The 25,972-nt window shown below is 67.8% G+C and carries 28 protein-coding genes, 1 tRNA gene and 1 pseudogene; 15 read left to right on the forward strand and 15 right to left on the reverse strand.

The genetic code is table 11. The features are described from left to right. The first annotated feature begins 2 nt into the window (after positions 1 to 2). The gene (locus tag EV646_RS13175) at positions 3 to 749 is read left to right on the forward strand and encodes a GNAT family N-acetyltransferase (RefSeq protein ID WP_132148153.1); all 747 of its coding nucleotides are present in this window, start codon (positions 3 to 5) and stop codon (positions 747 to 749) included. Here the strand turns inward: EV646_RS13175 and EV646_RS13180 are convergent. Then, the gene (locus EV646_RS13180) at positions 737 to 1,225 is read right to left on the reverse strand and encodes an NUDIX domain-containing protein (RefSeq protein ID WP_277875105.1); all 489 of its coding nucleotides are present in this window, start codon (positions 1,223 to 1,225) and stop codon (positions 737 to 739) included. The two genes, EV646_RS13175 and EV646_RS13180, sit on opposite strands and share 13 nt — an antisense overlap. 86 nt (positions 1,226 to 1,311) lie before the next feature. Between EV646_RS13180 and EV646_RS13185 the strand changes: the two genes are divergently transcribed. Further along, positions 1,312 to 2,076: a hypothetical protein gene (locus EV646_RS13185; protein WP_132148155.1), complete on the forward strand. Its 765-nt coding sequence runs from the start codon at positions 1,312 to 1,314 to the stop codon at positions 2,074 to 2,076. Here EV646_RS13185 and EV646_RS13190 read toward each other — a convergent pair. Then, entirely contained in the window at positions 2,065 to 3,459 is a 1,395-nt protein-coding gene (locus tag EV646_RS13190; protein ID WP_132148157.1) for an FAD-binding oxidoreductase, read from the reverse strand. The genes EV646_RS13185 and EV646_RS13190 overlap by 12 nt on opposite strands. Positions 3,460 to 3,652: 193 nt before the next feature. Here EV646_RS13190 and EV646_RS13195 point away from each other — a divergent pair, with 193 nt between their 5' ends. Together EV646_RS13195 and EV646_RS13200 are read left to right on the forward strand one after the other, a co-directional pair. Then, the gene (locus tag EV646_RS13195; RefSeq protein WP_199236960.1) at positions 3,653 to 4,900 is read left to right on the forward strand and encodes a lactate racemase domain-containing protein; all 1,248 of its coding nucleotides are present in this window, start codon (positions 3,653 to 3,655) and stop codon (positions 4,898 to 4,900) included. A gap of 35 nt (positions 4,901 to 4,935) precedes the next feature. After that, a complete protein-coding gene (locus tag EV646_RS13200; RefSeq protein ID WP_132148159.1) occupies positions 4,936 to 6,552 on the forward strand; it encodes a flavin-containing monooxygenase in 1,617 nt (538 codons plus the stop codon). Positions 6,553 to 6,768: 216 nt separating this feature from the next. Here the strand turns inward: EV646_RS13200 and EV646_RS13205 are convergent, their stop codons facing one another. Next, a complete protein-coding gene (locus EV646_RS13205; protein WP_132148161.1) occupies positions 6,769 to 8,142 on the reverse strand; it encodes a cystathionine beta-synthase in 1,374 nt (457 codons plus the stop codon). Positions 8,143 to 8,218: 76 nt separating this feature from the next. Here EV646_RS13205 and EV646_RS13210 point away from each other — a divergent pair, with 76 nt between their 5' ends. Further along, complete coding sequence (locus EV646_RS13210; protein ID WP_132148163.1) at positions 8,219 to 9,238, forward strand: SGNH/GDSL hydrolase family protein; 1,020 nt, start codon at positions 8,219 to 8,221, stop codon at positions 9,236 to 9,238. A gap of 103 nt (positions 9,239 to 9,341) precedes the next feature. Beyond that, positions 9,342 to 9,572 carry a DUF4287 domain-containing protein gene (locus EV646_RS13215; protein WP_132148165.1) on the forward strand — a complete coding sequence of 77 codons (231 nt, stop codon included), beginning with the start codon at positions 9,342 to 9,344 and terminating at the stop codon, positions 9,570 to 9,572. Positions 9,573 to 9,638: 66 nt separating this feature from the next. Here the strand turns inward: EV646_RS13215 and EV646_RS13220 are convergent, their stop codons facing one another. The 5 genes from EV646_RS13220 to EV646_RS13240 all read right to left on the reverse strand — a co-directional run bounded on the left by EV646_RS13220 (position 9,639) and on the right by EV646_RS13240 (position 13,882). Then, positions 9,639 to 10,901, reverse strand: a complete 1,263-nt coding sequence (locus EV646_RS13220) for a VOC family protein (protein ID WP_132148167.1) — start codon at positions 10,899 to 10,901, stop codon at positions 9,639 to 9,641. A gap of 10 nt (positions 10,902 to 10,911) precedes the next feature. After that, on the reverse strand, positions 10,912 to 11,238 hold the full coding sequence (locus EV646_RS13225; RefSeq protein ID WP_132148169.1) for a hypothetical protein: 327 nt from the start codon (positions 11,236 to 11,238) through the stop codon (positions 10,912 to 10,914). Positions 11,239 to 11,335: 97 nt separating this feature from the next. Then, a complete protein-coding gene (locus tag EV646_RS13230) occupies positions 11,336 to 12,214 on the reverse strand; it encodes a Bax inhibitor-1/YccA family protein (protein WP_241995891.1) in 879 nt (292 codons plus the stop codon). A gap of 168 nt (positions 12,215 to 12,382) precedes the next feature. Further along, positions 12,383 to 12,955 (reverse strand): hypothetical protein, encoded by a 573-nt coding sequence (locus tag EV646_RS13235; protein WP_132148171.1) that lies wholly within the window; start codon positions 12,953 to 12,955, stop codon positions 12,383 to 12,385. A gap of 177 nt (positions 12,956 to 13,132) precedes the next feature. Beyond that, positions 13,133 to 13,882 (reverse strand): DUF4118 domain-containing protein, encoded by a 750-nt coding sequence (locus EV646_RS13240; protein ID WP_132148173.1) that lies wholly within the window; start codon positions 13,880 to 13,882, stop codon positions 13,133 to 13,135. A gap of 73 nt (positions 13,883 to 13,955) precedes the next feature. On the opposite strand from EV646_RS13240, the gene EV646_RS13245 reads away from it, so the two are divergent. Genes EV646_RS13245 through EV646_RS13255 form a run of 3 tightly spaced genes read left to right on the forward strand, consistent with a single transcriptional unit; the run spans position 13,956 to position 15,690 of the window. Then, positions 13,956 to 14,456 carry a DinB family protein gene (locus EV646_RS13245; protein WP_132148175.1) on the forward strand — a complete coding sequence of 167 codons (501 nt, stop codon included), beginning with the start codon at positions 13,956 to 13,958 and terminating at the stop codon, positions 14,454 to 14,456. 7 nt (positions 14,457 to 14,463) lie between these two features. Beyond that, positions 14,464 to 14,913 (forward strand): GNAT family N-acetyltransferase, encoded by a 450-nt coding sequence (locus EV646_RS13250; RefSeq protein ID WP_132148177.1) that lies wholly within the window; start codon positions 14,464 to 14,466, stop codon positions 14,911 to 14,913. A 42-nt stretch (positions 14,914 to 14,955) separates the two neighbouring features. Continuing rightward, on the forward strand, positions 14,956 to 15,690 hold the full coding sequence (locus tag EV646_RS13255; RefSeq protein WP_132148179.1) for a class I SAM-dependent methyltransferase: 735 nt from the start codon (positions 14,956 to 14,958) through the stop codon (positions 15,688 to 15,690). A gap of 18 nt (positions 15,691 to 15,708) precedes the next feature. Here the strand turns inward: EV646_RS13255 and EV646_RS13260 are convergent, their stop codons facing one another. Both EV646_RS13260 and EV646_RS13265 read right to left on the reverse strand, forming a co-directional pair. After that, positions 15,709 to 15,948, reverse strand: coding sequence for a hypothetical protein (locus tag EV646_RS13260; protein WP_132148181.1), 240 nt, complete (start codon positions 15,946 to 15,948; stop codon positions 15,709 to 15,711). A gap of 39 nt (positions 15,949 to 15,987) precedes the next feature. Further along, entirely contained in the window at positions 15,988 to 16,575 is a 588-nt protein-coding gene (locus tag EV646_RS13265) for a GNAT family N-acetyltransferase (protein ID WP_132148183.1), read from the reverse strand. Between the two features lie 447 nt (positions 16,576 to 17,022). Here EV646_RS13265 and EV646_RS13270 point away from each other — a divergent pair, with 447 nt between their 5' ends. Then, complete coding sequence (locus tag EV646_RS13270; protein ID WP_199236961.1) at positions 17,023 to 17,424, forward strand: hypothetical protein; 402 nt, start codon at positions 17,023 to 17,025, stop codon at positions 17,422 to 17,424. A gap of 246 nt (positions 17,425 to 17,670) precedes the next feature. After that, a pseudogene (locus tag EV646_RS40825) lies at positions 17,671 to 17,823 on the forward strand (tyrosine-type recombinase/integrase); the annotation flags it as partial. A gap of 164 nt (positions 17,824 to 17,987) precedes the next feature. On the opposite strand, the gene EV646_RS13280 reads toward EV646_RS40825, so the two are convergent. The 3 genes from EV646_RS13280 to EV646_RS13290 all read right to left on the reverse strand — a co-directional run bounded on the left by EV646_RS13280 (position 17,988) and on the right by EV646_RS13290 (position 19,133). After that, a tRNA-Leu gene (locus EV646_RS13280) sits at positions 17,988 to 18,070 on the reverse strand. A gap of 26 nt (positions 18,071 to 18,096) precedes the next feature. Continuing rightward, on the reverse strand, positions 18,097 to 18,630 hold the full coding sequence (gene def, locus EV646_RS13285; protein ID WP_132148185.1) for a peptide deformylase: 534 nt from the start codon (positions 18,628 to 18,630) through the stop codon (positions 18,097 to 18,099). Further along, complete coding sequence (locus EV646_RS13290; RefSeq protein WP_132148187.1) at positions 18,627 to 19,133, reverse strand: glycine cleavage system transcriptional repressor; 507 nt, start codon at positions 19,131 to 19,133, stop codon at positions 18,627 to 18,629. The genes def and EV646_RS13290 overlap by 4 nt, the downstream gene beginning before the upstream one ends. A gap of 104 nt (positions 19,134 to 19,237) precedes the next feature. On the opposite strand from EV646_RS13290, the gene EV646_RS13295 reads away from it, so the two are divergent. The 4 genes from EV646_RS13295 to EV646_RS40615 all read left to right on the forward strand — a co-directional run bounded on the left by EV646_RS13295 (position 19,238) and on the right by EV646_RS40615 (position 23,488). Further along, complete coding sequence (locus EV646_RS13295) at positions 19,238 to 20,344, forward strand: sensor histidine kinase (protein ID WP_132148189.1); 1,107 nt, start codon at positions 19,238 to 19,240, stop codon at positions 20,342 to 20,344. Beyond that, positions 20,341 to 20,997, forward strand: a complete 657-nt coding sequence (locus EV646_RS13300) for a response regulator (protein WP_132148191.1) — start codon at positions 20,341 to 20,343, stop codon at positions 20,995 to 20,997. Before EV646_RS13295 ends, EV646_RS13300 begins: the two co-directional genes overlap by 4 nt. A 125-nt stretch (positions 20,998 to 21,122) precedes the next feature. Continuing rightward, the gene (locus EV646_RS40610; RefSeq protein ID WP_277875106.1) at positions 21,123 to 22,448 is read left to right on the forward strand and encodes a glycoside hydrolase domain-containing protein; all 1,326 of its coding nucleotides are present in this window, start codon (positions 21,123 to 21,125) and stop codon (positions 22,446 to 22,448) included. Beyond that, a complete protein-coding gene (locus tag EV646_RS40615; protein WP_277875107.1) occupies positions 22,448 to 23,488 on the forward strand; it encodes a glycoside hydrolase family 92 protein in 1,041 nt (346 codons plus the stop codon). The genes EV646_RS40610 and EV646_RS40615 overlap by 1 nt, the downstream gene beginning before the upstream one ends. Here the strand turns inward: EV646_RS40615 and EV646_RS13310 are convergent. Together EV646_RS13310 and EV646_RS13315 are read right to left on the reverse strand one after the other, a co-directional pair. After that, positions 23,485 to 24,792, reverse strand: coding sequence for an NAD(P)/FAD-dependent oxidoreductase (locus EV646_RS13310; RefSeq protein WP_132148193.1), 1,308 nt, complete (start codon positions 24,790 to 24,792; stop codon positions 23,485 to 23,487). The genes EV646_RS40615 and EV646_RS13310 overlap by 4 nt on opposite strands. 271 nt (positions 24,793 to 25,063) lie before the next feature. Then, on the reverse strand, positions 25,064 to 25,882 hold the full coding sequence (locus EV646_RS13315; protein ID WP_132148195.1) for a uracil-DNA glycosylase: 819 nt from the start codon (positions 25,880 to 25,882) through the stop codon (positions 25,064 to 25,066). Positions 25,883 to 25,972: the final 90 nt, after the last annotated feature.

Consider the following 25,972-nt stretch of genomic DNA (forward strand, 5'->3'; position numbering starts at 1 on the left):
GGGTGGAGCGACGAGTGCTGGAGGCCGCGGCGGACTGGGTGTTCGTCCCGCCGGACGCGGAGGACTTCATCGGGCCGGACTATCGGCTGACGCTGTACGCGGACCGGGCCTCGGTCCAGTGGTCGGCGACCGAGCGGCCCCTGGAGGAGGTGATCGCCGAGGTCCGGGCGCGTGGCGCGGTCCGGCCGGTGGTGCGCTGGTGGGTGGACGGGCGTACGACGCCATTGAACACCGCCGAGGTACTACGGCAGCACGGCTTCGAGGAGGTCGAAGTCGTCGAGATCCTGGCACGTGATCTGGCAAACATCGACCGAATGGATCTCGGCGTGCCGGAGGATGTCGAGGTGCGGCCGGCGTTGGATGCCGAGAGCATCTATCGGGCCGCGGAGGTCGACTCCGAGGTCTTCGGCTGGCCCGGTCCACCGCGGGAGCACCTCGACGCCGAGGCTCAGAAGATCGCCGATGGGGACCGGTCGAGCCTCAGGTTCGTCGTGGAAGTGGACGGCGAGATCGCCGGCTCGGCCGGCTATACGCTGGCGGGCGACGTCGTGCGCCTCTGGGGAGGTTGTGTGCTCGAGAAGGCCCGCGGCCGCGGCGCCTACCGCGCGCTCCTCGCGTCCCGCTGCCAAGCCGGTGCCGCCGCAGGCGCCACACTCGCGCTCGTCAAGGGCCGCACCACCACCTCAGCCCCCATCCTCCGCCAGGCCGGCTTCACCGCCTACGGCACCCAACACTGCTACCAGGCCTGAAACACCCCAGTCGCCCGATAAGCGTCGTACAACCTCAACACCACCTGAGTCGGCGGATGCAACTCCCCCGGCGGCTCGTCGAAGAAACCCAGCTCCAACACCTCGTCGGCCGCCGGCCTCAGCGAACCACGAAACCGCCGCGCCTCGAAGCACAACGCGAAACAGTGGAGTACGTCGCCGTTGGGGTAGGTGAGCGTGTGGAGCTCCGCCTCCGACAAGCTCGCGAACGGAACGAGATCCTCCAAAGCCACCTCCAGCCCGGTCTCCTCGAACAGCTCCCGGGCGGCCGTCGCGCGAAAACTCCCACCCGGCTCCGCCGCTCCCGCAGGCAACTCCCACAGCCCGGTGTCCCGGCTGCGCTGAAACAAGATCCGGCCGGCATCCACCACCAGCACCTGCGCTCCTGGCATCAGCAACAGTCGCGACCCGACCTGTTGCCGAAGCTCCCACAGATAAGAACCTTCGTACGCCGTCACACGTGGACGCTACCGTTGGTCGCATGGGGCGGCGGGCGGAGTACCGGGCAGAGCTACGCGCACTGGGCACCTGAGAGGGTAGAGCGGTGAAGCGATGGGCGGGGATTCTGCTGACGGCTGGCCTGCTGCTGGCGATGGCGTGGACAGTGGCGGTGACCACGTCGATGCCAGGCTGGTGGGAGCCGAGCGAGGACTGCGCACGGCAGCTGGGCAGCGACAACAGCGCCGGCGTGACTGTGCACACAAGCTGGTTCCCACCCTCGGCGACCTGTGATTACGGCGGTGGCGACGTCCGCGCGTACATGTCCCCGACACGCTCCCTGGTCCTGTCCGTCCTCGGCGTCCTGATCCTGATCGTCCTGCTGACCGGCATCATCCAGACCGTACGACGCTTCACAGGCGACCCAGGGCCGTCCCGAACCGCCAACGGTGTCGACCTGGGCAAGCGCCGGATGGGCCAGCTGACCTTCGGCGCATTGGACATGGCCGTCGCCGTCGCGGTCTTGACAGGCCTCAACGCATTCGCGATCGTCCTCGGCGGCATCCCCGGCGGCCTGGTCTTCGCAGTCACGGCAGTCGCCGGGCTCAGCGCGCTGGGCGTCGTACTGGATCGGCACCTGGGCCCACTTCCCGGTACGGCGCTCGACAGCCGGCGGCGAGGCACGGTCGCCGGACTGATCGTCTTCGGCGTGATCTTCGCCGCGACCGCGGTCAGCGGGCAGCTGCCATTCTTCCGGCTCTGGGCGGCACCGCTCGGCGCCGTCGCCTACGCAGTCGTCGCGGCGGTCCAGTGGTCCCGCCTACCCCTCCACAAGGAAGGCCACCGGACCGCCGAACGACTAGCTGGCTGAAGGCCAGCTGGGGAGGATGTTCTGGTTGAGGTGGAAGACGTTCTCGGGATCGAACTCGCACTTGACCCGGGCGAGCCGGTCGTAGTTGTCCTGTCCGAAGCCCGCGATGACGCGGTCCTGTCCTTCGTTGCCGATGAAGTTCAGGTACACGTACCCCGTCGACCACTCGTGCAGGTCCGAGCAGAGATCGCGCGCCCACTGCCGCCCGCGGACGTCGTCCGCCGCATCGGCCCACAGCCCGAACGGGTGCACGACCCACGCGGCCCGGCGGTGCGGCAGCGGCCACTTGTCAGCGCCCCGCAACACTGCCCCACCCCACGGGAGACAGATCTGCTGCGACGGTGACGGCATCACCATGTCCTCCGCCCGGTCGCAGAACACCTGCACGGCGGGGTCGGGGAACGAGGCCAAGTGTTCGGCGGACCAGTAGTTGCGGAAGCCCGGCGGATCGTCGAGCGCCGAGTTCAGATCGGCGTACGGCATCTCCGCGACCAGTTCGCCGACCGGCCCGAGCGCGAACATCGGCGCGAACGCCTCGCGCGCCTCCGCCTCGGGCCCGGCGTAGATCGCCCCGGCCGCGACCACCTGCTGCCCCTGGAGATGCTCCGGCACGAACGGCTCCGGCGGGCCAGTCAGGAACAGCACGCCGCCCCCAAGGTTCTCGGACACGCCGCGCTCGATCATGTCCCGGTATGCACGTACCACCGCAGGACCGGCCTCGGCCGGCCACAGCAGCATCGCGAGCGTGGTCGTCGGCACGGACTCCAACCGGAAGGTCAGTGAGGTCGCGACGCCGAAGTTCCCGCCGCCTCCGTGCAGCGCCCAGAACAGCTCGGTGTTTTTGGTCTCGTCGGCGATCAGCAGCCGGCCGTCCGCGGTGACGACCTCGACCGACACCAGGTTGTCGCAGGCCAGCCCGAACTTCCGCTCCAGCCAGCCAGACCCGCCGCCGAGGGTGAGGCCCGCGACCCCGGTCGTCGACACCCGGCCGCCGGTCGTCGCCAGCCCATACGGCTGGCACGCGCGGTCGAAATCGCCCCAGGTCGCACCGCCGCCGACCCGCGCGATTCGCGCCTCCGGGTCGACCTGGACGCTGTTCATCCGCCGCAGATCGACAACGAGTCCGCCGTCGGTCAGCGCGGTCCCCGCCACCCCGTGGCCCCCGCCTCGTACGGCGATCTCCAGCTCCTGCGCGACGCCATAGTTGACCGCCGCAACCACATCGGCGGCCGACTCGCATTGCGCGATCATCGACGGCCGTTTGTCGATCATCGCGTTGAAGACCGCCCGGCCTTCGTCGTACGCCGGATCTCCGTCCTGCAGGACCACTCCCCCGAATCCCTCGGGTCGCGCCCCGGCCGGCCGTTCGATCGTGTCCGACATGGTCGAACTCCCCCTTGCTTGTCGCCCGCTCCCCTGCTGACATGCCGATCCTGCGCCCGCCCCGCGAACCGGTCAACGGTTCGCTCCCTTACCTGACGATGAAGAGAATTTCCCTTTGCTCACAAGAGGTTCCGGATCGATCACAGCCGGGAGCCATTCCCCGGCGGGCGGGAGCTGGGTAGGGTCGAGGATTGTGAGTACTACGGAGGTGCGACCGGCGGCGGTGATCGGTGGACCGGATCAGGTCCTGACCGAGGACGAGGTGATGGCGTTCGTCGGCGATTCGCTGGCCGGCGCCGGGCTGGAGGGACGCAGTGTTTGCGTGATCGTCCCCGACGCGACCCGGAGCTGCCCGCTTCCGCTGCTGCTGAAGGCGGTTCATCAAGCCCTCGACGGCAGGGTCGCCAAGCTCACCATTTTGGTTGCCCTGGGCACCCACGCGGAGATGACCGAAGAGCAGTTGCGCGGTCACCTCGGAGGCGACTATCCGAACGTGCTGAACCACGAGTGGTGGAAGCCTGACACCTTCGCCGACCTCGGCACCATCCACGCGGACCGGGTCGGCGAGATCACCGACGAGATGCTCCGCGACGAGGTCCCGGTCCGGCTCAACCGTGCCGTCGTCGAGCATGACGTCGCGCTGGTGGTCGGGCCGGTGTTCCCGCACGAGGTGGTCGGCTTCTCCGGCGGCAACAAGTACTTCTTCCCCGGTGTCGCCGGCCAGGAGGTGATCGACTTCTCGCACTGGCTCGGCGCCCTGATCACCAGCGGCAACATCATCGGGATGCCGGGCATCACGCCGGTACGCGCGTTGATCGACGAAGCCGCCGCGATGATCCCCGCGGAGAAGCTCGCCCTGTCCGTCGTCGCGCAGTCGGGCACCGAAGCCCTGCACGCGATCGCGTTCGGCGACACCAGCTCCTCCTGGCGCGCCGCCGCCGAGATCTCCGCCCAGACCCACGTCCGCTACCTGGATCATCCGGTCCGGCGGGTCGTATCGCTGATGCCGACCAAGTACCAGGACATCTGGACCGCGGCCAAGGGCTTCTACAAGGTCGAGCCGATCGTCGCCGACGGCGGTGAGGTCATCCTCTACGCGCCGCACGTGACCCAACTGGCCGCCATGCACCCGGAGATCGAGGAGATCGGCTACCACTGCCGCGACTACTTCCTCGGCCAGTGGGAGCGATTCCGCGACCTGCATTGGGGCGTACTCGCGCACTCGACCCACCTCCGCGGCGCCGGCACCTGGGACCCGGCGACCGGCGAGCACCTCCGCGTCCACGTCACCCTCGCCACCGGCATCCCGGAGGACGTCGTACGGCGGGCGAACCTCGCCTACCTGGATCCGGCCGACTTCGACCTCGCGGCGTACGAGAACGACCCCGACACCCTCGTCATCCCCAACGCCGGCGAGATCCTGCACCGCCTCAAGCACTAGCCGCACTGAGTGACTCGCCGGTAACCTTCGCTGCTATGGCAGAGCCTCAATCCGTGGATGATGGCGGGAGCGAGCAGGTGCTCGGCGGAGTGCAGCGCAAGGCGGAGGGCGAGGCTCGGAGTGGGGTTCTCCGTGCCTCGCCCTCCAACGCCGCGTTGTGCCCGCCGAGTGCCGCGCAGCCCCGCCAGGATCCACGGATCGAGGCTCAGGTGGTCATCGTCGGGTCCGGGTTCGCCGGGTTGTGTATGGGGATCAAGTTGCGGCAGGCCGGATGCGAGGACTTCGTCATCCTGGAGAAGGCCGGCGACCTGGGCGGCACCTGGCGGGACAACACCTATCCCGGCTGCGCCTGCGACATCCCGTCGTACCTCTACTCGTTCTCGTTCGAGCAGAACCCGCACTGGACCCGCATGTTCGCGCCCTGGGACGAGATCCTCGCCTACCTCAGGCACTGCGCGGACAAGTACGGGATCAGCGACAAGATCCGGTACGGCGCCGAGGTCACCGAGGCGGCGTTCGACGAGGAGACCGGGCGCTGGACCGTGACGGTGAACGGCGACGAGACCATCGAGACCCAGGCTCTGGTCGCGGGCGTCGGCAGCCTGCACCAGCCCAAGCTGCCGGACATCCCCGGCCTGGATTCCTTCGCCGGTACGACGTTCCACTCGGCGCAGTGGAACCACGAACACGACCTGCGCGGCCGCAACGTCGCGGTGATCGGCACCGGCGCTTCGGCGATCCAGTTCGTCCCGAAGGTCGCCGAACAGGCCGCGCACCTGGACCTGTTCCAGCGGACGCCACCGTGGATCACGCCCAAGCCGGACCGGGCGATCGGCCCGCGCGAACGCGCTCTGCACGCCCGCTTCCCGGCCGGCCAACGCGCGATCCGGAACGCGATCTACTGGGGTCTGGAGGGTCGCGGTCTCGGCTTCGCCGGCAACCCGAAGCTGATGAAAGCCTTGGAAATCCAAGCAAAACGTCATCTTCGCAAGCAGGTGACCGATCCGGCGCTACGCGCCAAGCTGACGCCGAACTACCAGATCGGCTGCAAGCGCATCCTCATTTCGAATGACTACTACCCGGCCCTCGCGCGGCCCAACGTTGCCGTCGTCACCGACTCGATCGCGCGCATCACCCCGACCGGCGTCGTCACCGCGGACGGGGTCGAGCACCGGTGCGACACGATCGTGCTCGGCACCGGCTTCGAGGTGTCCGGCAACCTGACCCGGATGCGGATCCTCGGCAAGGACGACATCGACCTGGCCGAGCACTGGAAGCGCGACGGCATCGGCGCCCATCTCGGCATCACCGTCGCCGGCTACCCGAACCTGTTCCTGCTGGTCGGTCCGAACACCGTGCTCGGCCATTCCTCGATGGTGTTCATGATCGAGGCCCAGGTGCGCTACGTGATGCAGGCGCTGGACCTGCTCCGGCGGCGCGGGGCGTCGTACGTCGAGGTGCGCGAGGAGGCGCAGGAGCGGTTCGTCGGCGGGATCCAGAACGAGCTCGGCGACACGGTCTGGCAGTCGGGGTGCAACAGTTGGTACCTGGACGCGCAGGGGCGGAACTCGGTCATCTGGCCGGAGTTCACGGTGTCGTACTGGCGCCGCACGCGCAGGCTCGACCCGAGCGACTTCGTGCTGGTCCATTAGGGGATTGCCCGGACTCCTTCAGGAGGAGGCGTCGGGGTTCGCCGTACGACCATGGCATGAGGGCAAGACCGGTCCGAAGGCCGATGTCCGGACGGCCGTGGTGAAGGATTCTTGAGGTATGGAAATCCTTCAGATCGCCGGAGCAGCGGCCGTCGTGATCGGCATCGTGGTCACGATCCTGCTCGCCATCATTCCCTCGGTCGTAGACCGGTAAAGTCAGTCGACGGCGAGATGGACCAGCAGGTCCTGCCGGGTCAGCACGCCCACCGGCTTGCCGTCGTCCAGCACCATCAGGGCGTCCCTACCCTCGAGCAGCTCGACCGCCTTCGCGACCGGTTCGCCGGCGCCGAGCGACGGCAGCGCCGGGTCCATGTGCTGCTCGACCATGTCGGCCAGCCGCGCCTTGCTGGTGTAGAGAGCGTCCATCAGCGTCCGCTCCGACACCGCGCCGGCCACCTCGGCCGCCATCACCGGCGGTTCGGCCCGGACCACGGGCATCTGCGATACGCCGTACTCGCGCAGGATCGCGATTGCCTCGGCGACGGTCTCGTGCGGGTGCGTGTGCACCAGCGGCGGCATGCTGCCGTCCTTGCGGGCGAGGATGTCGCCGAGCGTCGCGCCCTGCCGCGCGTGCGCCAGGAAGCCGTACTGCGCGAGCCAATCGTCGTTGAAGACCTTCGTCAGGTAACCGCGACCGCCGTCCGGCAACAGTACGACGATCACCGCGTCGGGGTCGTCGAGCTCGTGCGCCAGGCGGATCGCCGCCGCGGCCGCCATCCCGGCGGAACCGCCGACGAGCATGGCCTCTTCGCGGGCCAGCCGCCGGGTCAGCGCGAACGAGTCCGCGTCCGACACCTCGATGATGCGGTCGCAGATGTTCCGGTCGTACGTGTCCGGCCAGAAGTCCTCGCCGACGCCCTCGACCAGATACGGCCGGCCGGTGCCGCCGGAGTAGACCGAACCCTCCGGGTCAGCGCCGATGATCTGCACCTTGCCGCCCGAGATCTCCTTCAGGTACTTGCCGGTGCCGCTGATCGTGCCGCCGGTGCCGACGCCCGCGACGAAGTGCGTGATCCGGCCCTCGGTCTGTTCCCAGAGCTCCGGGCCGGTGGTCTCGTAGTGCGAGCGCGGGTTGTTCTGGTTGGCGTACTGGTTCGGCTTCCAGGCACCGTCGATCTCCCGGACCAGGCGGTCGGAGACGTTGTAGTACGAGTCCGGGTGCTCCGGGGCGACCGCCGTCGGGCAGACGACGACCTCGGCGCCGTACGCCTTGAGGACGTTGCGCTTGTCCTCACTCACCTTGTCCGGGCAGACGAAGACGCACTTGTAGCCCTTCTGCTGGGCCACCATCGCCAGCCCGACCCCGGTGTTGCCGGAGGTCGGCTCGACGATCGTGCCGCCCGGCTTGAGCTCGCCGGACGCCTCGGCCGCCTCGATCATCCGGACCGCGATGCGGTCCTTCACCGAGCCGCCCGGGTTGAAGTACTCGACCTTCGCGAGCACCAGCGGTTTGGCACCGTCGGTCGTCTTCGACAGCCGCACCAGCGGGGTGTTGCCGACCAGGTCCAGGAGAGATTCTGCGTAACGCACATCTTTACTGTAGTGATACGTACGGCTTTCCCCTATTTTCACTTGCGCGGGTGTCACAGCGTGTAATCCTTGACTCATGAGTAGAGCCCGGGCCGCCAAGCGACTGGCCCAGGCCGCAGCCTTGGGGGGCGGGGGACTCGGACTCATCGGTGCCACGTTGTACGGCGTACTGACCGCTGAGGCCGAGTATGCGAAGCGCGTGATCGGCCCGATGCGGTACTACCCCACTCCGGGCGACGGCCTGTTCGGCCGGTTTCCAGGACATCCGATCACGTTCGCCATCCTCGGCGACTCCAGCGCTGCCGGCTACGGCACCGAGTCACCGGAGGAGACACCTGGCGTCCTGCTGGCGTCCGGTCTCGCCGAGCTGGCCAAGCGCCCGGTGCGCCTGGTCGACGTAGCGAAGACCGGAGCGAAGTCGACCGATCTGGCCGGGCAGGTGGATGCCGCCCTGCAGGCGGGGCCGCACGTGGCCGTCATCCTGATCGGCGTCAACGACGTGAAGGAGCAGATGCCACCGTCGACCTCGGTCAGGCTGCTGTCGACCGCGGTCCGCAGGTTGCGGGCTGCGAACTGTGAGGTGGTGGTGGGTACCTGCCCGGACCTCGGCGTGGTTCCGCCGATCATGCCGCCGCTGCGGCAGGTCGCCCGGGCCTGGAGCCGCCGGCTGGCCGCCGCTCAGACCATCGCAGTGGTCGAAGCAGGCGGCCGAACTGTGTCTCTCGGGTCGCTGCTCGGCGAGGTGTTCCGGACCAACCCGACGATGTGGGGGCGCGACAACTTCCACCCGTCGGCCACCGGGTACGCCGCGGCGTCGGCCGCGCTGCTGCCGTCTGTAGCGGCGGCAATGGGTGTCGGGCCGGAGTCGTTCGTGCACCCAGAGCCCTTCCGTGGCGAGGCGATCCTGCCGATCGCCGAGGCCGCCGCACAGGCCGCTCGTACGGCGGGTACGGAGGTCGCGGCCACCGAGGTCGCCGGCCGCGAACGCGGACCGCGGGGCCGCTGGGCAGCCCTGCGCCACCGCCGACGTCACCCGAAGGCCGACGTGGAACGCGTCGACGAGCCCTCCACCGACGCCGTTCCGGTTGGGCAATAGCGCGTCCGCTGAGCGGGGACTTTCATGTCGGGAGTCTTGCCTCCGGGTGGCAACGTGGTGCACAGTCGATAACTACGCGGTACCCCGATGACGGGAGGCGAACATGGGCTTGAACCACTCCGAGGAGACGCACCAGCGTTTGGTGGAGAAGGTGCCCAGGTGCACCGGACGCGAGATGACCGAGTGGTTCCAGCTGATGAACGACGGACCGTCGTTCCTGCGCTTCGACGACAGAGTGAGATGGCTTTCCAGCGAGTACGCCCTCGCGCACGGGCACGCAACCGCCATCGTCCACGAATACGACCTGGTCAGAGCGCACCGGCGAATGGGCTGACACGCCGAACAGGAGTCTGAACACCCGAAGACCTGCCCTTTCAGGTGGAAGGGCGGGTCTTCGCCGTTACGGCTGGGTGCTCAGGATGACTTCGTTGCCTTCTGGGTCGGCGAGGGTTGTGTCGTTCACCACCCGGCCGCCGGTCGCGAGAGCTGCGTCGACGCAGGCCTGAGCCTGGTCGCTCGGGACGCATACGGCGAGGTGGATGCGGTTGCGCTGACGGCGCCGGCCTTCGTCGGCTCCGTCCAGCTGCTGGAAGAAGAGCACGGGGTTGAGCCGGCGCGGATCGTAGATGTCGGTGAGTTCCGTCCGCGGGTCGTGCTGGTAGCCGAGCAGGGTCGTCCAGAACGCGCGTACCGCCGGAACATCGAGGGCGTCGATGCCGAATTGGACGAACCGCAGGTTGGTCGGATCCGGTACGAGCGCTAGGTCGCGCGCCGCGGCCTGGATGCGGCCGGCCAGCTCCACGAAGCGGGGCTCGGGCTGGCCCTCGCTGTCCTCCCACTGGTCCTTCCCGCCGTCGATCGTGACGCCGTCTGGCCGCAGATCCACCAGCATGGGTACCCCGAGATCGTCGGCCAGCTCCGCGACTGCGGTTGCCAGATGACTCGCCTGTACGGGCGATGTCGTCGGATAGAAGGTCATCGCGCCGAACAGCGTGTGCCAGTCGCTGTCCTCGGAGAGCTGACCGCCTGGGACGAGGTCGACCTCGTTTCCTTCGTCGTCGGCGACGGTGAGCTGGTAGGCGCCGTACGCCTCGCGGCCGATCGCGGCCTTGGCCGCCTCTACCGCGGCGGGAGGCCGGACGACGTCGACGTGGAGGCGGTTGCGCAGCGGTCGCGGCGGATCCTGGGGGTGGAACGAGATCGCCGGATCTCGGCGTTGTGGATCCCCGAGGCCGTCCGTGCCAAGCGGTTCGTAGCCGAGGACAGTCCGCCAGAACGACCTCACCGAAGCCTTGTCAACGGCATCGATCGCTACCCGCACGCTCTGCAGCACCGCCGGATCCGGGACCAGGCCCAGCTCCCGGGCGGCGGCCGAAATCGCTTGAGCCTGCGCCACATCCGCGCTCAGCCCTGAAGAGCTGACTGCGCGGATCCGGATGCGTACCCCGCTGGCCCGCAGATCCACGTCCGGCATGCCGTTGCCGTCAGCCCGCTCCGCGATGCGGCTGCCACCCGCCTGGCCGCCGCCATCCGGCAGCTCGGCGATGCGGGCGACCAGGGCCGCTCCGGCAGCGTGTGACGGCGCCTCGAACCATGCGCACGCGTCGCCGTCGACGACCCGCCAGTCCTCCTGCTGGAGCTCAACCGCTGTCAGTCGATCCATGCCAGTCTCCTCAACCAGCCGGCGAAATCTTCGTGCGCATCACGCAATGGTTCTTGCCTTTGGCCCGCACATACGTGAACTCGGCCTGCTCGAACAGACAGGCCACGGCCACCCCGTCAAAGACGACCGCCGCATGCGCCCGCCCCTCCGCAACCAGCCGCTGCTTGAGCTCGCGATTGCTGTTAGCCTCGAACGTCTTCTCGCCATGCACCGTGTGGAACCACGTGCACCAGCGCCCACCCCACACCCCGTTATGCCGCTCCGCCAGCTCCGCGTAGGCACCCCAGGTCTCAGGCCCAAGCGCCCGTACCGTCAGCCCTCCCACAACCGTGCTCATTCCCTCACGGTAAACCGCAATCCGGACAATCCCCTTCCGGATGCCAGAAAAGCCGAAGGGCCGGCCCACCTGGGCCGGCGCTTCGGTTGGTTGATGATCAGTCGCCGCCGCGAAGGATGGCGAGGATGCGGAGCAGGTTCCAGTACAGCCAGACCAGGGTGACGGTCAGGCCGAAGGCGGCCCGCCAGGCCTCGTTCTGCGGGGCGCCGTGCCGGACCCCCTGCTCGATCATGTCGAAGTCGAGGATCAGGTTGAACACCGCCAGGCCGGCGCCGATCGCGGCGAACAGCAGCCCCATCGGGCCCATGCCGGAGATGCCGGTGCCGACACCGAACAGGCTCAGCACCAGGTTGATCAGCAGCACGCCCGCGAAGCCCATCGTCGCGACGATGACCATCCGGGTGAAGCGCGGCGTCACCTTGATGTTGAAGTACTTGTACGTCGCCAGCGTCAGCCCGGCCGTCACCATCGTGGCCAGCACGGCCTGAACGATGATGCCGGAATCACCGACCCACGCCGCGATGAACTTGCTGCCGATTCCGAGGAACGCACCCTCGGCCGCGGCGTACACCATCACCAGCACGGGGTTGACCCGGCGGGAGAAGCTCAGCACCATCGCCATCGCGAAGCCGAGCAACGCACCGGCCAGGAACACCGGGGTGACCAGGTTGTCCGGCGTCCACCACCACGCGAGCGCGGCGGTCAGAACGACTACACCAAGGGTCAGGCTGGTCTTGACGATGACGTCGTCCAACGTCATGGGGCGGCTGTCGGCCGGTGCCCCCTGGTACTGCTGGCCCGGCCCACCGGGTCCGCCGTACTGACCGGGCTGACCATAGCCATACGGACCAGGCTGGCCGTACGGAGCGGCCCCCGGGTATGCCTGGCCTTGGCCAGGCGCAAACGCACTCGACCGGTTCAGGACCGGGTTACTGCTCTGCATGTCATCCTCCTGGCGACCCACATCCGGGGCCATGCCCCGATACTACGGTCCCACCCTTAACAACACCTGAGGATCAACCCAGCGTTCCCCAACCGAAAGCCACACACGGAAAGCGGTTGTAGAACCCAATTGGTATCCGATCAATTCCCACTCACGAAGAGGTTCCCGCGGCTTTCAGCCAGCCCAGTCGCTCGGGGGATCTCAGGTGGTCTTCGATTGGTCGTTGTTCAGCCAGGTGAGGCGTTCTGGTGGCAGCGGGAATGCGCCGAGGTAGAGCCAGGAGAAGGTCTTTCTCCACCGGCGCGCTTCGGCCAATTGGCGGAGGCCCTCGGCCAGCGGCTCGATTCCCAGCACCTCCGCCAGGCGAGCGTCCACCTGACGCATGAAGCGGCGATTCCAGAACGCCTCGTACGACGCCCAGACGACCGGGATCGCGACCAGGACGATGCCCAGCGCCCAGGCCCAGCCGATGACGAGTGACAGCACGATCCCGAGCACGAAGAGCGGCGCCCCGATGATCACCGGAAGCATCTGCCGATGCCGATTCAGCCCGGCCCCGACCATCACGAACTCCTGCGCGATCACCAGGTGCAGCAGCGGGTCGGAGAACTCCCCCGCGTCCTCCGTCACGTAGAGGACCGGACCCGTCGCGCCAGGCTCCAGTACGACGTACCGGCCGTCGGTCGACGCCTGGGCGTTGATGATCGACGGCACGGGATACCCGGTGCGGTTGGCGAGCGTGCCGGCCGTGACGAGCAACTTTTCCTGGTCCACCTGCGGATCTTGCCCCAGCCCGGCCGCTCTCGCGAGCGGGCGCGGCGCGCCTACGGATTTACAGGTCGTAGGCGGGCGCGATCTGGCGGCGCCGTACTCGTGGAAGCGGGTACGGCGCCGGGACCGGTGGCCACCCAGGACGTGATGCTCCCGCGGGCCAGCTCAAGGCAGTCCGGCTCAGAGGTGGGCGTGGGCTGCTTCCTGGGAGGACAGGGCTGCGCCTACCTGGTCGGCCAGGGCGACGGCGACCTTGCGTTGTTCGAGGTCCGGGCGGGCGATGCGGGCCGCGGCGGTGAGCAGGAAGCGGCCGCGGACGGCGCCGGCGTGCTGGACCGGGAGCTCGATCTCGGTGTTGGTCGGCAGGCCGTCGCGTTCGACTTTCACAACCTGCCCGGCCCGCGTCACGGTCCCGTCCGGGTTCAACCGCGGTGCCGTCGTTTGCTTGTCCCCGGCAACGAACTTGACCCCGTCGATCCGCAGTACGGCGGTCAGCTGGGCCCGCACCTGATCGATCAGCTCGTCGGTGGAACCGCCCGCGGCGACCGCCTGCGAGGTGGTGATCACGCCATCGAGGTAGCCGCGCTGCCGCGACGCCCGGGCTTGTTGCCGACGGCCCCAGATCGCGATCTCGGTCACCCCGACCCCGATCAGCACCAGCAGCAGGGTGGTTTCGATGTCGTCGCGGTGCTGGATCTCGAACCGGTTGTACGGCATGGTCAGGAAGAAGTCGAACCACACCGCACTCGACACCGCCGCAAAAACGCCGGCCAGCCGTACCCCGAAGGCCGCGATCGCCACGACCACCAGCACGAGCAGCAGCGCCAGGTTCGCATTGTCGAAGTTGTCCCGGAACGGGATCAGCAACGCACACACCACCAGCGGCACGACCACCGACGCGGCCAGCACCGGATTGCGGTAAGTCTCCACGACCCTATTGACCCTCGCGAACGCCCGCCATTCAACGTTTCTCACAAAGGTCTATCGGGCCTACCGTGATCGCATGCCCGAAATCACCCGCGTCCGGCCCGCCGAGGACGGTGACGAACGCAGCACGCTCACCGGCCTGCTGGACTTCCTCCGCGCCACGGTCGAACTGAAAGTCTCCGGCCTGACCGAGGCGCAGGCCTTCGCCCAGCCGGTCCATCCGTCGGCGCTCACCCCGGCCGGCATCGTCAAGCACCTCACCGGGGTCGAGCGATTCTGGTTCGCGATCGACTTCGCCGGTCTCGACGTCGAGTGGCCGTGGACCGAGGAAGGCCCGCACGGCGCCTTCCCGCTCGCCCCCGACGACACCGTCGAGGGCCTGCTCGCGTCGTACCGGGCCGAGTGCGCACGCTCCCGCGACATAACCGCCGCCGCCTCCCTCGACGACCGCGCCAAGTCCGACGGCATGACGTTCGTACTCCGCTACGCCCTGGCCCACCTGATCGAGGAAACAGCCCGCCACCTCGGCCACCTGGACCTCCTCCGCGAGGCAACCGACGGCGAGGTAGGCGAGTAGCTCAGTCATGGCAGCGTCTTATTCGATCCGGCCCGCTGAGCTGGAGGACGTCGGGTTTCTCACCGAGGTGTCGATCGAGGCGACGCGGGCGCAGGGACAGCTGCCCGCGGACTTCGACGAGGTCGAGTGGCGGGCTGGCTTCGCGGAGTGGAGCACCGAGGTACTCCAGGAAACCAGCGTCGTCGAGCTCGACGACCGCCCCGTGGGCCGCCTCCGAGTCAGCCGCACCGTCGAGTCGATCGAGTTGTGCGGCATCCAACTCCTCTCGCGCGTACAGAATCGCGGTATAGGCACGGCGATCATCACCGCATTGCAGTCCGAGGCCGCGGGCGCCGGGATCCCTTTGGATCTTGGCGTCGAGAAGGACAACCTGAACGCTCGCAGGCTGTATGACCGCCTCGGATTCACGAAGATCGGCGAGGACGAGCGCGAGGACAAGCTCCGCTGGCAGCCATAAATCGTTGGCACGGCGGGACAGTTCACTGCCAGGGTGGCTGGCATGCAGGAAGAGCTATGGGATGCGGATGTGGCGGGCCGATACGACACGCCGGGCATCGGGATGTTCGCTCCAGAGGTACTGGCGCCGACCGTTGAGCGGCTGGCCGAACTCGCTGATGGCGGCCGTGCGCTCGAGTTCGCCATCGGCACTGGCCGCGTCGCCGTACCGCTGTCCGAGTACGGCGTACCGGTCGCCGGCGTGGAGTTGTCGACGGCAATGGTCGAACAGCTGCGAACCAAGGTCGATGAAGCAACAATCCCCGTTGTCATCGGCGACATGGCAACCGCTGAAGTCCAGGGCGAGTTCACGCTCGTCTACCTGGTCTTCAACACGATCTCCAACCTGCTCACCCAAGCCGAGCAGGTCGCCTGCGTCCGCAACGCCGCCCGCCATCTCCAACCAGGCGGCCGATTCGTCATCGAGCTCTGGGTCCCCGAGCTCCGCAGGCTCCCACCCGGCACCCCAGCCACAGTCGGCGTTTCCGAACCCGGCTACATCCTCCTGGACACGTACGACGTACTCAACCAGCACGTCGTCTCTCATCACTTCCACTTCGACGACACCAGACAAGCCCAGCTCTACCGCACCCCACACCGCTACATCTGGCCCGCCGAACTAGACCTCATGGCCCAACTATCCGGCTTCACCCTCGAATCCCGCCACGCCGACTGGCACGGCTCGGACTTCACCGCCGACTCCTACTCCCACGTCTCCGTTTACCGCCGGGCCGACTAATCGTCTGGCACAGACCTGTTAGTCCGGTTGGACAGGTTCGATCAGGCCCGCCTGCAGGAGTTGTGCCACGTCGGGAGGGTTTACGGCGGCGGGCAGCAGCATCCCCTCGGTGAGGGTCACCTCGATCAGGCGCCACTCGGCCTCGGGGCTCAAGAACCATGCCGGCCGGTTGTGCCGTTCGTCCGCCTCGGGCATCAGGAGCTGACGCGGGTGAAGGGTGATGGATGCCGCGGTGACGCGGTATCTGGTGTCAGCCATGGTTGCTCAACCCCTTGAACCGAAGTGCACTCGACCGGCTCAGTTGCGCGTGCTCGGCGCGACCTCGCGCACCATCACGCAGTTGCCCAGGCCCTTGGGCCGGTCGTAGGTGAAGCCCTCGCGCTCGTACATCGTGCGGGTGCCGTTGTAGAGGAACGATGAGTTCTTCTTCCGCACCCCGCCGGTGTCGTGCGGGTAGCCCTCGACCAGGCCGCCGCCGGCCTGCGCGATCAGCTCGACGGCTCCGCGCAGCGCGATCGCCGCCAGGCCCTGACCGCGAAGGCCGCGCTCGACCAGGATGCAGGTGACCCGGTAGTCGGGCATTCGCTCAGCGGTGGCCACGTACTCCTTGCGGTGCTGGATGTTGGGCAGCTCCTCGGGTGATCCGTACTCCGCCCAGGCGACGGCCCGGTCGCCGTCGTAGACCAGCGCCGCGTGCGCGATCCCGTCGGCCACCAGACGTTGCTTGAGCGCCCGGTTCCCCTCGGCGCTCTGGCCCTTCTCCGCGCAGTCGGGATGGAAATGCGTGCACCAGCAGCTGGCGAACATGCCCTTGTTCCGCTCGACGAGAGCGGCGAAGTCGTCGAACGTCTCCGGCGTGAGCGCCTTGATCGTGAAGTCGGACATACCGGCAACGTACCCCCGATTGCGGACGTTCTGCGTCCGGTAGCTCACGCTGCCAGGGCGGCGTACGCGGCGAACAGATCAGCCGCATCCTCCAGGCGTACGTCGACAGCGGCGGTCAACTCGCTCCAATCGGCGAGGATCTCTTCCTACGCAGCGTTTCCTTCAAGCTGTGCCACCTCGCCGAGCGAATCGGTGTGATGACCGAGGGCGACATACCCCCTGGCTGGATGGAAGGCGAAGACCTCGACGCAAGCACAGCCGACGACCTCGCCGCACTACCAGGCCGAGTCGATCGCCTGAACCGCCTCTCCCGAACGTTGGCGGTCTGAGCGACTGACGGTTACATGTCAAGCCACGTCTCCGTGTGCCGCTTGTAGTGGGGTAGTCCTGACCGGCTGCGTCAGCACCGTGCCACCGCGGAGGTACTCTCGCTGAGGAGGCCACGACATGACAACATCGAACACCGCCAGCCCCGCGACCAAGGGCGCCCCCGTGGCGACGAGCCTCGCACCTGCGCTGAGTGACCTGGGAGAAGCGGCCCTGCTGTACGCCACTGCGAAGGCGTCGCGGAAGGTGGAGGACTGGGTCGACGATCTGAACGATTTTGTGGCAAGCGGAGGGCCCACCACGCAGGCGGTCGCCGGGGGGCTGAAAGCCATGCTGCTGGGAAAGAACCCTGTCTGGGCTGCGATCAATGGTGCTTGGTCGGGGGCAAGCACCGAGCTGAAACTGGCTGTGGTGTTGATCTTGATACTGACGCTATTGCTGGGTCCTGTTGTGCTGCTTGTGCTCGTGCTCGGGCTACTGGTTGCCGCGCTCGTCGCAGGCATTCGAGCCGCCACGCGGTGATCTGTTCGCGGATCGAGCGCGACCAGCCTCAGCCACGATTGATGGTTACGTGTCAAGGCGCAGGCAGTCCCTCCAGATCGCTCCGAGAGCCGCCGCCGTGACGTTCGGGTCGGTGCGGGGCAAGGGGCGAGCGTGCTCGCTCGCGAAGCGACTTGCCCTTGGAGCTGCCGGGCGGACCGCACTGCCTCCCATGATTGCTGGCGGCGCGATGCGGAGCCCCAGGTCCAGGGTCGGTCGGCAGACCGCGTGAACCACCGGCCTCGGGTAGCCGGCCTCCGGGAGGCTCGACCGCGCGATGCGCGGCACACGGCTGCCACGCCGTTGCTCGAACAGGGCGTGGACATTCGGGTTGTGCAGGAGATTCTCGGACACTCGTCCTTGGCGGTGACCAAGCGCTATACCCACGTGACGAGCAAGCTCGCCGAGGATGCGGCGGCCAAGATGGGACGGCGCTGTGGGCATGACCGCGATGACAATTGCAACCGCCGTTGCAACCATGGCGGCTCTTCTTCCAGCCTGGCTAATAGTTCTTGTACCGCATCTGCGCAGGTCAGAGCGGAGAGTGCCCGGGACGGGATTCGAACCCGTATGCCTGTGAAGGCCGCGAGGTTTAAGCTCGCTGCGTCTGCCGTTCCGCCACCCGGGCAAGAGCGCGCGGACTGAGGTTACAACTTACTTGTAGACCTTGCGGGGATAGACGGCATGGGCGCCGGCTACTCGGTCGAGGAAGAGTTTGCCGTTGCAGTGGTCGATTTCGTGTTGTACGGCGCGGGCCTCGAAGGCGTCGGTGGTGAGGGTGACGACGTCCGTCGTACCGGGAAGGATGCCTGAGACCGTCAGTCGGGTTGCGCGTTTGACGTCGCCCGTGAAGTCGGGGACCGACATGCAGCCCTCGCGCCCCTTCTCCTGCCGCGATGCCTCGACCACAACCGCGTTGCACAGCACGAAGACCCCGTGGCAGGTCCGCGTCTTCGGGTGATCCGTGACGTCCAACGCGAACATCTGCGCCGCCACGCCGACCTGCGGCGCCGCCAGTCCGACGCAACCAGGCGACACCCGCATCGTGGCGACCAAGTCCGCAGCGAGCTGGATCATCGCCGAGTCGAGCGGGTCCACGGTCGCGCCCTCAACCGCGAGTACTGGGTGCGGCGCCCGTACAACCTCCAGAACATTGCCTGTGACATCCGGAGTCCACTTGGCAATCACAGGTCGTCGCTCTCCGCCGGACTCAGCGAGACGCCGACGCCGAGCTCCTCGGCGGTGATCTCGAGGGCGCGGTTGAGCATCTCGAGCTCGGCGGACGGCGGCAGCTCGACCTCCGCCGTCAGGACGTACAGCTCCCCGCTGAGCCGCGTGCTCAGGTCGGTGATCGTTCCACCGGCGCTGGCGACCATCCGGGTCACCGCGGCGACGATCCCCGGTCGGTCGGCGCCGTGCACGCTCAGCAGGTACGACGGTCCGATCGGTGCGTGCTCATGTTCGGGACCGACCTGCCGGACGGTGATGACCAGCTCCCCGCGCAGCGGCTCGAGCGCGGCCTTGACCTCCTCGAACGGCCCGGAGCACACGATGACCATGGCGAAGTGCCCGCGCAGCAGCGTCATGGTCGAGTCCTCGAGGTTGACCCCGGTCCCGGCCAGCGCCTCGGTGACGTCCGCGATGATGCCCGGGCGGTCGGGGCCGATGACGGTGATGGCGAGCTGAGTCATGTCCGGCAACCTACCGCCGACCAAAGTCTGCACTGAACCGACTTCGGTATCCGGACCGCCGCGAACCGGGCGGAAACCGCTCACGCACCGCTACATTCGTTGCCATGAGACGGAGTGCACGCGATTGGGTCGTGGACTCGCTCGTCTTCCTCGCGGCCGTTTTCTCCGGCTTTCTCCTGTACGACGCCGGAAAGAACGACCCGATCAGCGCAGACCTGCTCGCGCTGGACTTCTACGCCGGCTCGGCGCTCTGCCTCTCGCTGTGGTTCCGGCGCCGCTGGCCGGTCCAGCTCGCCCTGATCTCGGCGGCCATCGGCATCTTCTCGGACATGGCCGGTGGCGCCGGCCTGATCCTCATCATGACCGTGGCCGTCTACTGCCGGTTGCGGACCACGCTGCTGGTCTTCGCGGTCAACGCGGCGAGTCTGCTGATCTACATCGCCGTACGGGACAAGCCGGACGACCCCGCGGCCGTACTCATCGCGGCGGTCGCAATCTACCTGGCCGTGGCCGGCTGGGGGCTCTACATCCGGTCCCGCCGTCAGCTGGTCCAGACCCTCCGCGACCGGGCCGACCGCGCCGAAGCGGTGGCCAAGCTGCAAGCGGAGCAGGGTCAACTGCGTGCCCGCGAAGAGATCGCCCGCGAGATGCACGACGTGCTCGGCCACCGACTGTCGCTCCTGAGTGTGCATGCCGGTGCGCTCGCCTACCGTCCCGACGCGTCCACCGAGGAGGTCGCCGGAGCCGCCGAGATCATCCGGGCCAGCGCACACCAAGCGCTCCAGGATCTCCGCGAGGTGATCGGCGTACTGCGTGCCCCCGTCGGCGAGCTCCCACAGCCGACCTTCGCCGACCTCCCCGCGCTCGTCGAAGGGTCCCGCGAAGCCGGTCTCCCAGTGGACTTGCACCTGGACGCTCCCGGGGCGTTGCCGGACCATGTCGGGCGTACGGCGTACCGGATCGTGCAGGAAGGTTTGACGAACGCGCTGAAGCACGCGCCCGGCGAACCGATCCGGATCAGCGTGACCGGTGCCCCAGGCAACGGTCTCGAAGTGGAACTGTGCAACCCGGCACCGCAGCGCAGAACAGGAGACGGACAAGGTCTGCTCGGACTGACCGAACGCGCGGCGCTGGTCGAGGGACGGCTCGAACACGGTCGCACCCCCGACGGCGAGTTCCGCCTCTTCGCCTGGTTACCGTGGCCGGCATGATTCGGGTGCTCATCGTCGACGACGATCCGCTGCTGCGTGCCGGGCTGAAGCTGGTGCTGGGCGGCGCGCCGGACATCCGCGTCGTCGGCGAGGCGGACGACGGTGGGGGCGTGCAGGGACTGATCGACCGGCTGGCTCCGGACGTCGTACTGATGGACATCCGCATGCCCGGCACCGACGGTCTGACGGCGACGGAGGCGGTACGGCGGCGTCCGGGCGCTCCTGAGGTCGTCATCCTGACCACGTTCGACGCCGACGAGCACGTACTGCGGGCGCTGCGGGCCGGTGCGGCCGGGTTCGTGCTGAAGGACACCCCTCCGGCGGAGATCGTCGATTCGGTACGGCGGGTGGCCGGTGGGCAGCCGGTGTTGTCGCCAGCAGTGACGAAGAGGCTGATCACGCGGGTCGCGGCCTCTGGTCAGGATCAGCGCAAGACCAAGGCCGCCGCGAGGCTGGCTGGGCTGAACGACCGCGAGCGCGAGATAGCCGTCGCAGTCGGCGAAGGGAAGTCGAACGCGGAGATCAGCGCGACGCTCTACCTGAGCGTGCCGACGGTGAAGACGCATGTGTCGCGGATCCTGACCAAGCTGGATCTGAACAACCGCGTCCAGATCGCCCTCCTCGTCCACGACGCCGGCCTCCTCCACGAGTAGCCGCTCGTGCAGGACCAGCCGCTGCTGCACGGGTAGCCGTCGGCGGGGCGACATGCGCGGATCACCCGGCGGTCACCTTCGGGTTCTAACGTTGAACCGTCCGTCCGCCCCCGGGAGGTTTCCTCATGCGCTGGCTCGCTGCCGGTCTCGCTGTCGCCTTGCTCGCCCCCGCCGTACCAGCTGAGGCTTCGGCGCTCCCCGCCGTACCAACTGAGGCTTCACTCGACCCAGCGTCGTACGTCGATCCGCTGATCGGGTCTCAACGGGACGGGAACACCTGGCCGGGTGCGGTCCGCCCGTTCGGGATGATCTCGTGGAGCCCGACCACCACTCGCGGCGACCAGACCAGCACCGGAGCGGCGAACGGCTACCAGTACGACGTCACGCGGGTCCGCGGATTCAGCCTCACGCACGTGAACGGCGCCGGCTGCAACCCCGGCGCCGCAGGCGACGTCCCGATCATGCCGTACGTCGGAACCGTCGACTCCTCGCCCACAGCCGACACAACCGACGCCAAGTACGCAAGCAACTTCAGCCACGCGAACGAATCAGCCAAGCCCGGCCGCTACACCGTCACCCTCGACTCCGGTGTGAAGACCGACCTGGCTGTGACGACCCGCGCCGGCGTCGGCGAGTTCACCTTCCCCACCGACCAGCCCGCGAACCTTCTCTTCCGTACATCGAACTCCCTGAACGGCAGCGAAGACGCCGAGATCACCATCGACCCGGCCGGCCGGAAGGTGACCGGATCCGTGCTGACCGGCGCGTTCTGCGGCCGACGCGCCAACGGCGGTGTGAACAACCGCAAGTCGTACTACCGGCTGTACTTCACCGCCTCCTTCGACCAGCCGATCGTTGCCAACGGCACCTGGAAGGACAGCACCCTCACGCCGGGCAGCACGCAGACCACCGGCGGCGAAGGCTACAAGACCGGCCGCGACCGGCTCGGCCGCGGCTCCGGCGGCTATATGACGTTTGCCCCCGGCACCGAAGTCCGGATGCGGATCGGCATCTCCTACGTCAGTCTCGCCGGCGCCGAGCAGAATCTCCGCGCCGAGCTCCGGCCGCAGACGACCGTCGACGGGGTTGCGGCAGACGGCTATCGCGACTGGCGGAGCGAACTGGAAAACGTTCGCATCACCGGCGGTACCGACAACCAACGGACAACGTTCTACACAGCGCTCTATCACGCGATGCTGCAACCGAACGTCTTCAACGACGTCGACGGCCGCTACCTCGGCAGCGACTGGCAGATCCATCGGCTGGCGCCCGGCCAACGAGCGCAGTACGGGACATTCTCGGGCTGGGATCAGTACCGCGCTCACATCCGACTGCTCGCCCTGTTGAAGCCGGAGATCGCCGGCGACTTCGCGCAATCGATGTACCAGTTCGCCCAGCAGACAAGGGAATTTGGGACCGCTGGCTGCACAACAACGGGGCGACGCACGTGATGACCGGCGACCCGGCCGCGCCGACGCTCGCGACCTTCGCGGCGATGGGCGTCCGCAACTTCGATGCCTTTGGATCCTTTGAGTCATTGGTGCACCAGGCAACAGTGCAGAACACCGACGCCGAGAACGACGGCGGTTGCCCCGGGCAATGCACTGGGCAACGACCTGCGCTGGACACCTACCTGGCCAAGCACTACGCACCACAAGACGCCTGCCACTGCTGGGGCGGTACGGCTGAAACGCTGGAGAACTCGCTCGCCGACTTCGCTCTCGCCCAATGGGGCACACGGCTCGGGGCAAACGTCAACTCTTTGAAGGACCGCGGCGGCTGGTGGAAGAACACGTTCGACCCGGCCGTCGGTTACCAACGCGCGCGGAAGGCCGACGGCACCTGGCAGCCCGGCTTCACCCCGTCCACCGACGTCGGGTTCGCCCAAGGCTCAAGCGCGACGTACACCTGGATGGTGCCGCAGGACGTCTCCAGGCTGGCTTCACTGATGAACGGCGCGGCGGTGCAGCGGCTGGATGCGTTCTTCCACGATGAAAACGGTAACTGGGCCGTGAAGGGCGGCAGCGCCCTCCGCTACGACCCGACCAACGAGCCCGGCCTGCACACACCTTGGCTCTACAACGGACTAGGAAGCGCCTGGAAGACCCAGGCGACGACCCGCGAGATCGTCGACACCGTGTACGGCGTCGGTCCGGCAGGCCTGCCAGGCAACGACGACCTTGGCACGCTGTCCGCGTGGTACGTGTTCGCCGCGATTGGACTCTTCCCACAGACGCCGGGCCGGGCGGAGCTCCTGGTCGGAAGCCCGCTGTTCCCGAAGGTCGACGTACGGCGGAGCAACGGCGTACACCTGACGGTCGAGGCTCCGGCGACCTCGGATGCCAACCAGTACGTGCAATCGCTGTCGCTGGACGGTCGCGATCGGGCTGAGTCTTGGCTGCCCGAGTCCTTCATCACGCGTGGCGGGCGGATCGTCGTACAGATGGGAGCGGCGCCCACCAATTGGGGCACCGCTCCCATCGACTACTAGGACTCAGTCGCGCGGCGGAACTCCTCGCGAGGCATCTGGAGACTGCCGAGCGAGGTGACCTCGCGGCGGAAGAACAGCGCCAGGGTCCAGTCGAGGATGACGCGGGCCTTGCGGTTGAAGGTGGGCACGCGGGACACGTGGTAGGTCCGGTGAAGGAACCAGGCCGGCCAGCCCTTGACCTTCACGCCGTACAGCTGAGCGACGCCCTTGTGCAGGCCGAGGCTTGCGACCGAACCGACGTACTTGTGCTTGTAGTCCTCCGGCGCCTTGCCGTCGACCACCAGCAGGATGTTCTCGGCCAGTCGGCGCGCCTGGCGTACGGCGTGCTGCGCGTTCGGCGCGGTGTACGCACCGGTGTCCGACGTAAGGTCCGGTACGGCGGCGTTGTCACCGGCGGACCAGGCATCGTTCACGCCCTCGATCCGCAGGTTCGCCAGGCACTTCACCCGGCCACGCTCGTCCAGCGGGAAGTCGGTGGACGCCAGCGCCGGGTTCGCCTTCACGCCGGCGGTCCAGACGATCGTGTCGGCGTCGAACTCGTCGTCGTCGCTGAGGATCACGTGGCCCTTCTCGCAGGACTCGAGCCGGGTCTCCAGCTTGATGTCCATGTTGCGCTTGCGGAGCTGGTCCACGGTGTACTTGCCGAGCTCCTCCCCGACCTCCGGCAGGATCCGGCCGGTGGCCTCGACCAGCACCCAGCGCATGTCTTCGGGGTTGATGTTGTCGTAGTACCGGGTGGCGTAGCGGGCCATGTCCTCCAGCTCCGCGAACGCCTCGACACCGGCGTACCCACCACCGACAAAGACGAAGGTCAGCGCGGACTTGCGCAGCGCCGGGTCCGGCTGGGACGACGCGACGTCGAGCCGGTCGAGGACCTTGTTGCGCAGCGCGATGGCTTCCTCGACGTTCTTGAACCCGGTCGCCTCCTCGGCGAGGCCGGGGATCGGCAGCGTCCGGGCGATCGAGCCGAGCGCGACCACGACCTGGTCGTAGGCCAGCTCGTACTCCGGGCCTTCCTCGGGCAGCACCTTGGCGACCTTGTTCGCGTGGTCGATCCCAGTCACTCGGCCGGTCACCACGCGGCAGCCCTTGAGGGTCTTGCGCAGCGGCACGACCACGTGCCGCGGTTCCACCGAGCCGGCCGCCGCCTCGGGCAGGAACGGCTGGTAGGTCATCACCGAGCGGGGGTCCACCACGGTGACCCGGATCTTGCCTTTCCTGGCCGCGCGACGTAGTCCGTACGCGGTGTACATCCCGACGTAACCGCCTCCGACGACGAGGATGTGCGGCACCTGGGCTGTCATGCGGTTCACTCTCCCTGAGTGGTTCTCCGACTTCATGTCAACTTCAGGTTACTCGCTCGTGAAAACTTTCACAAAGCGTTTCGGGTGTGATCTCACCTACCGGAATACTCCCTCCGCAGCGGGAATTTTCATGTAGCCCATGCTGCCCCCACACCCCCTCCTCTGCGGCCCCCACCCCCACCCGACACACAACCGCAAGCCGGCCAGTGGCCGCGCTTTCCGGAAAGAAATCTGCACGGGTTGGCAGCAATCTTCCGGAAAGCTGCGGTCGTCAGAGGCCGGAGAGGGCCTTGGCCCGGGCCAGGACGGCGTCGAGCATGGGTTCGGTGAGTCTGCCGGTGAAGGTGTTTTGCTGGCTGGGGTGGAAGCAGCCCAGGACGGTGAGATCGCCGATGCGGTGCTCCACTGCGTGGCCGAACTTGGGGCGGGGTTTGGGTACGGCGGCTCCGACGGCGGCGAGGGCGTTGAGGAGTACGTCGTACCCGAACTTGCCGAGGCAGACGATCGCGCGGGTGGTGGGGAGGACGAGTTCGAGCTCGCGCCGGAACCACGGAGCGCAGGTGTCGCGCTCGGCCGGGGTCGGCGCGTTCGCGGGTGGGGCGCAGCGGACGGCGGCGATCATCCGGGCGCCGGTCAGGCGGAGTCCGTCGCCGGCATGTTCACTGGTCGGCTGGTTCGCGAGCCCAACACGATAGAGCGAGGCGAACAACCAGTCGCCCGACCGATCGCCGGTGAACACGCGGCCGGTCCGATTGCCGCCGTGCGCCGCCGGCGCCAAGCCGGCGATCAGGATCCTAGGCTCCGGATCACCCCATCCGGGGATCGGCCGGCCCCAGTACGGCTGATCGGCGAACGACTTTCGCTTGCCCACAGCAACTTCTTCCCGCCACTCCACCAACCGCGGGCAAGCCCGGCACACCGACACCCGGGCCTCCAGCTCCCCCAACTCCCCAGTCCCCGCAAGCCGCAGTACGCCGTCCGCGTCCCGAGCCACCGGAGTACGCCGTACCGCCGGATCCTCCGGCCACCCACTCCCCGCCGGCACCGGACTCTCAAACAACTCCCCCGTCAACGGATGCGGCAGCTTCATCCCCTCAGACTAGACACCACCTCGGACACCACATGGGAACCTCGGACACCTGATCAGATGTCCGAGGTCCCGAGAAGGTGTCCGAGGTGC

The organism is Kribbella antiqua (assembly GCF_004345665.1).
GTDB classification, from domain to species: Bacteria; Actinomycetota; Actinomycetes; order Propionibacteriales; family Kribbellaceae; genus Kribbella; species Kribbella antiqua.

Bases quoted from the DNA above. Each gene is read 5' to 3' on its own strand.
- EV646_RS13190 (WP_132148157.1), bottom strand. From the start codon at position 3,459: ATGTCGGACACGATCGAACGGCCGGCCGGGGCGCGACCCGAGGGATTC.
- EV646_RS13200 (WP_132148159.1), top strand. From the start codon at position 4,936: ATGGCAGAGCCTCAATCCGTGGATGATGGCGGGAGCGAGCAGGTGCTC.
- EV646_RS13210 (WP_132148163.1), top strand. From the start codon at position 8,219: ATGAGTAGAGCCCGGGCCGCCAAGCGACTGGCCCAGGCCGCAGCCTTG.
- EV646_RS13215 (WP_132148165.1), top strand. From the start codon at position 9,342: ATGGGCTTGAACCACTCCGAGGAGACGCACCAGCGTTTGGTGGAGAAG.
- EV646_RS13220 (WP_132148167.1), bottom strand. From the start codon at position 10,901: ATGGATCGACTGACAGCGGTTGAGCTCCAGCAGGAGGACTGGCGGGTC.
- EV646_RS13225 (WP_132148169.1), bottom strand. From the start codon at position 11,238: ATGAGCACGGTTGTGGGAGGGCTGACGGTACGGGCGCTTGGGCCTGAG.
- EV646_RS13230 (WP_241995891.1), bottom strand. From the start codon at position 12,214: ATGGCCCCGGATGTGGGTCGCCAGGAGGATGACATGCAGAGCAGTAAC.
- EV646_RS13245 (WP_132148175.1), top strand. From the start codon at position 13,956: ATGCCCGAAATCACCCGCGTCCGGCCCGCCGAGGACGGTGACGAACGC.
- EV646_RS13250 (WP_132148177.1), top strand. From the start codon at position 14,464: ATGGCAGCGTCTTATTCGATCCGGCCCGCTGAGCTGGAGGACGTCGGG.
- EV646_RS13255 (WP_132148179.1), top strand. From the start codon at position 14,956: ATGCAGGAAGAGCTATGGGATGCGGATGTGGCGGGCCGATACGACACG.
- EV646_RS13260 (WP_132148181.1), bottom strand. From the start codon at position 15,948: ATGGCTGACACCAGATACCGCGTCACCGCGGCATCCATCACCCTTCAC.
- EV646_RS13265 (WP_132148183.1), bottom strand. From the start codon at position 16,575: ATGTCCGACTTCACGATCAAGGCGCTCACGCCGGAGACGTTCGACGAC.
- EV646_RS13270 (WP_199236961.1), top strand. From the start codon at position 17,023: ATGACAACATCGAACACCGCCAGCCCCGCGACCAAGGGCGCCCCCGTG.
- EV646_RS13290 (WP_132148187.1), bottom strand. From the start codon at position 19,133: ATGACTCAGCTCGCCATCACCGTCATCGGCCCCGACCGCCCGGGCATC.
- EV646_RS13295 (WP_132148189.1), top strand. From the start codon at position 19,238: ATGAGACGGAGTGCACGCGATTGGGTCGTGGACTCGCTCGTCTTCCTC.
- EV646_RS13300 (WP_132148191.1), top strand. From the start codon at position 20,341: ATGATTCGGGTGCTCATCGTCGACGACGATCCGCTGCTGCGTGCCGGG.
- EV646_RS40610 (WP_277875106.1), top strand. From the start codon at position 21,123: ATGCGCTGGCTCGCTGCCGGTCTCGCTGTCGCCTTGCTCGCCCCCGCC.
- EV646_RS40615 (WP_277875107.1), top strand. From the start codon at position 22,448: ATGACCGGCGACCCGGCCGCGCCGACGCTCGCGACCTTCGCGGCGATG.
- EV646_RS13310 (WP_132148193.1), bottom strand. From the start codon at position 24,792: ATGACAGCCCAGGTGCCGCACATCCTCGTCGTCGGAGGCGGTTACGTC.
- EV646_RS13315 (WP_132148195.1), bottom strand. From the start codon at position 25,882: ATGAAGCTGCCGCATCCGTTGACGGGGGAGTTGTTTGAGAGTCCGGTG.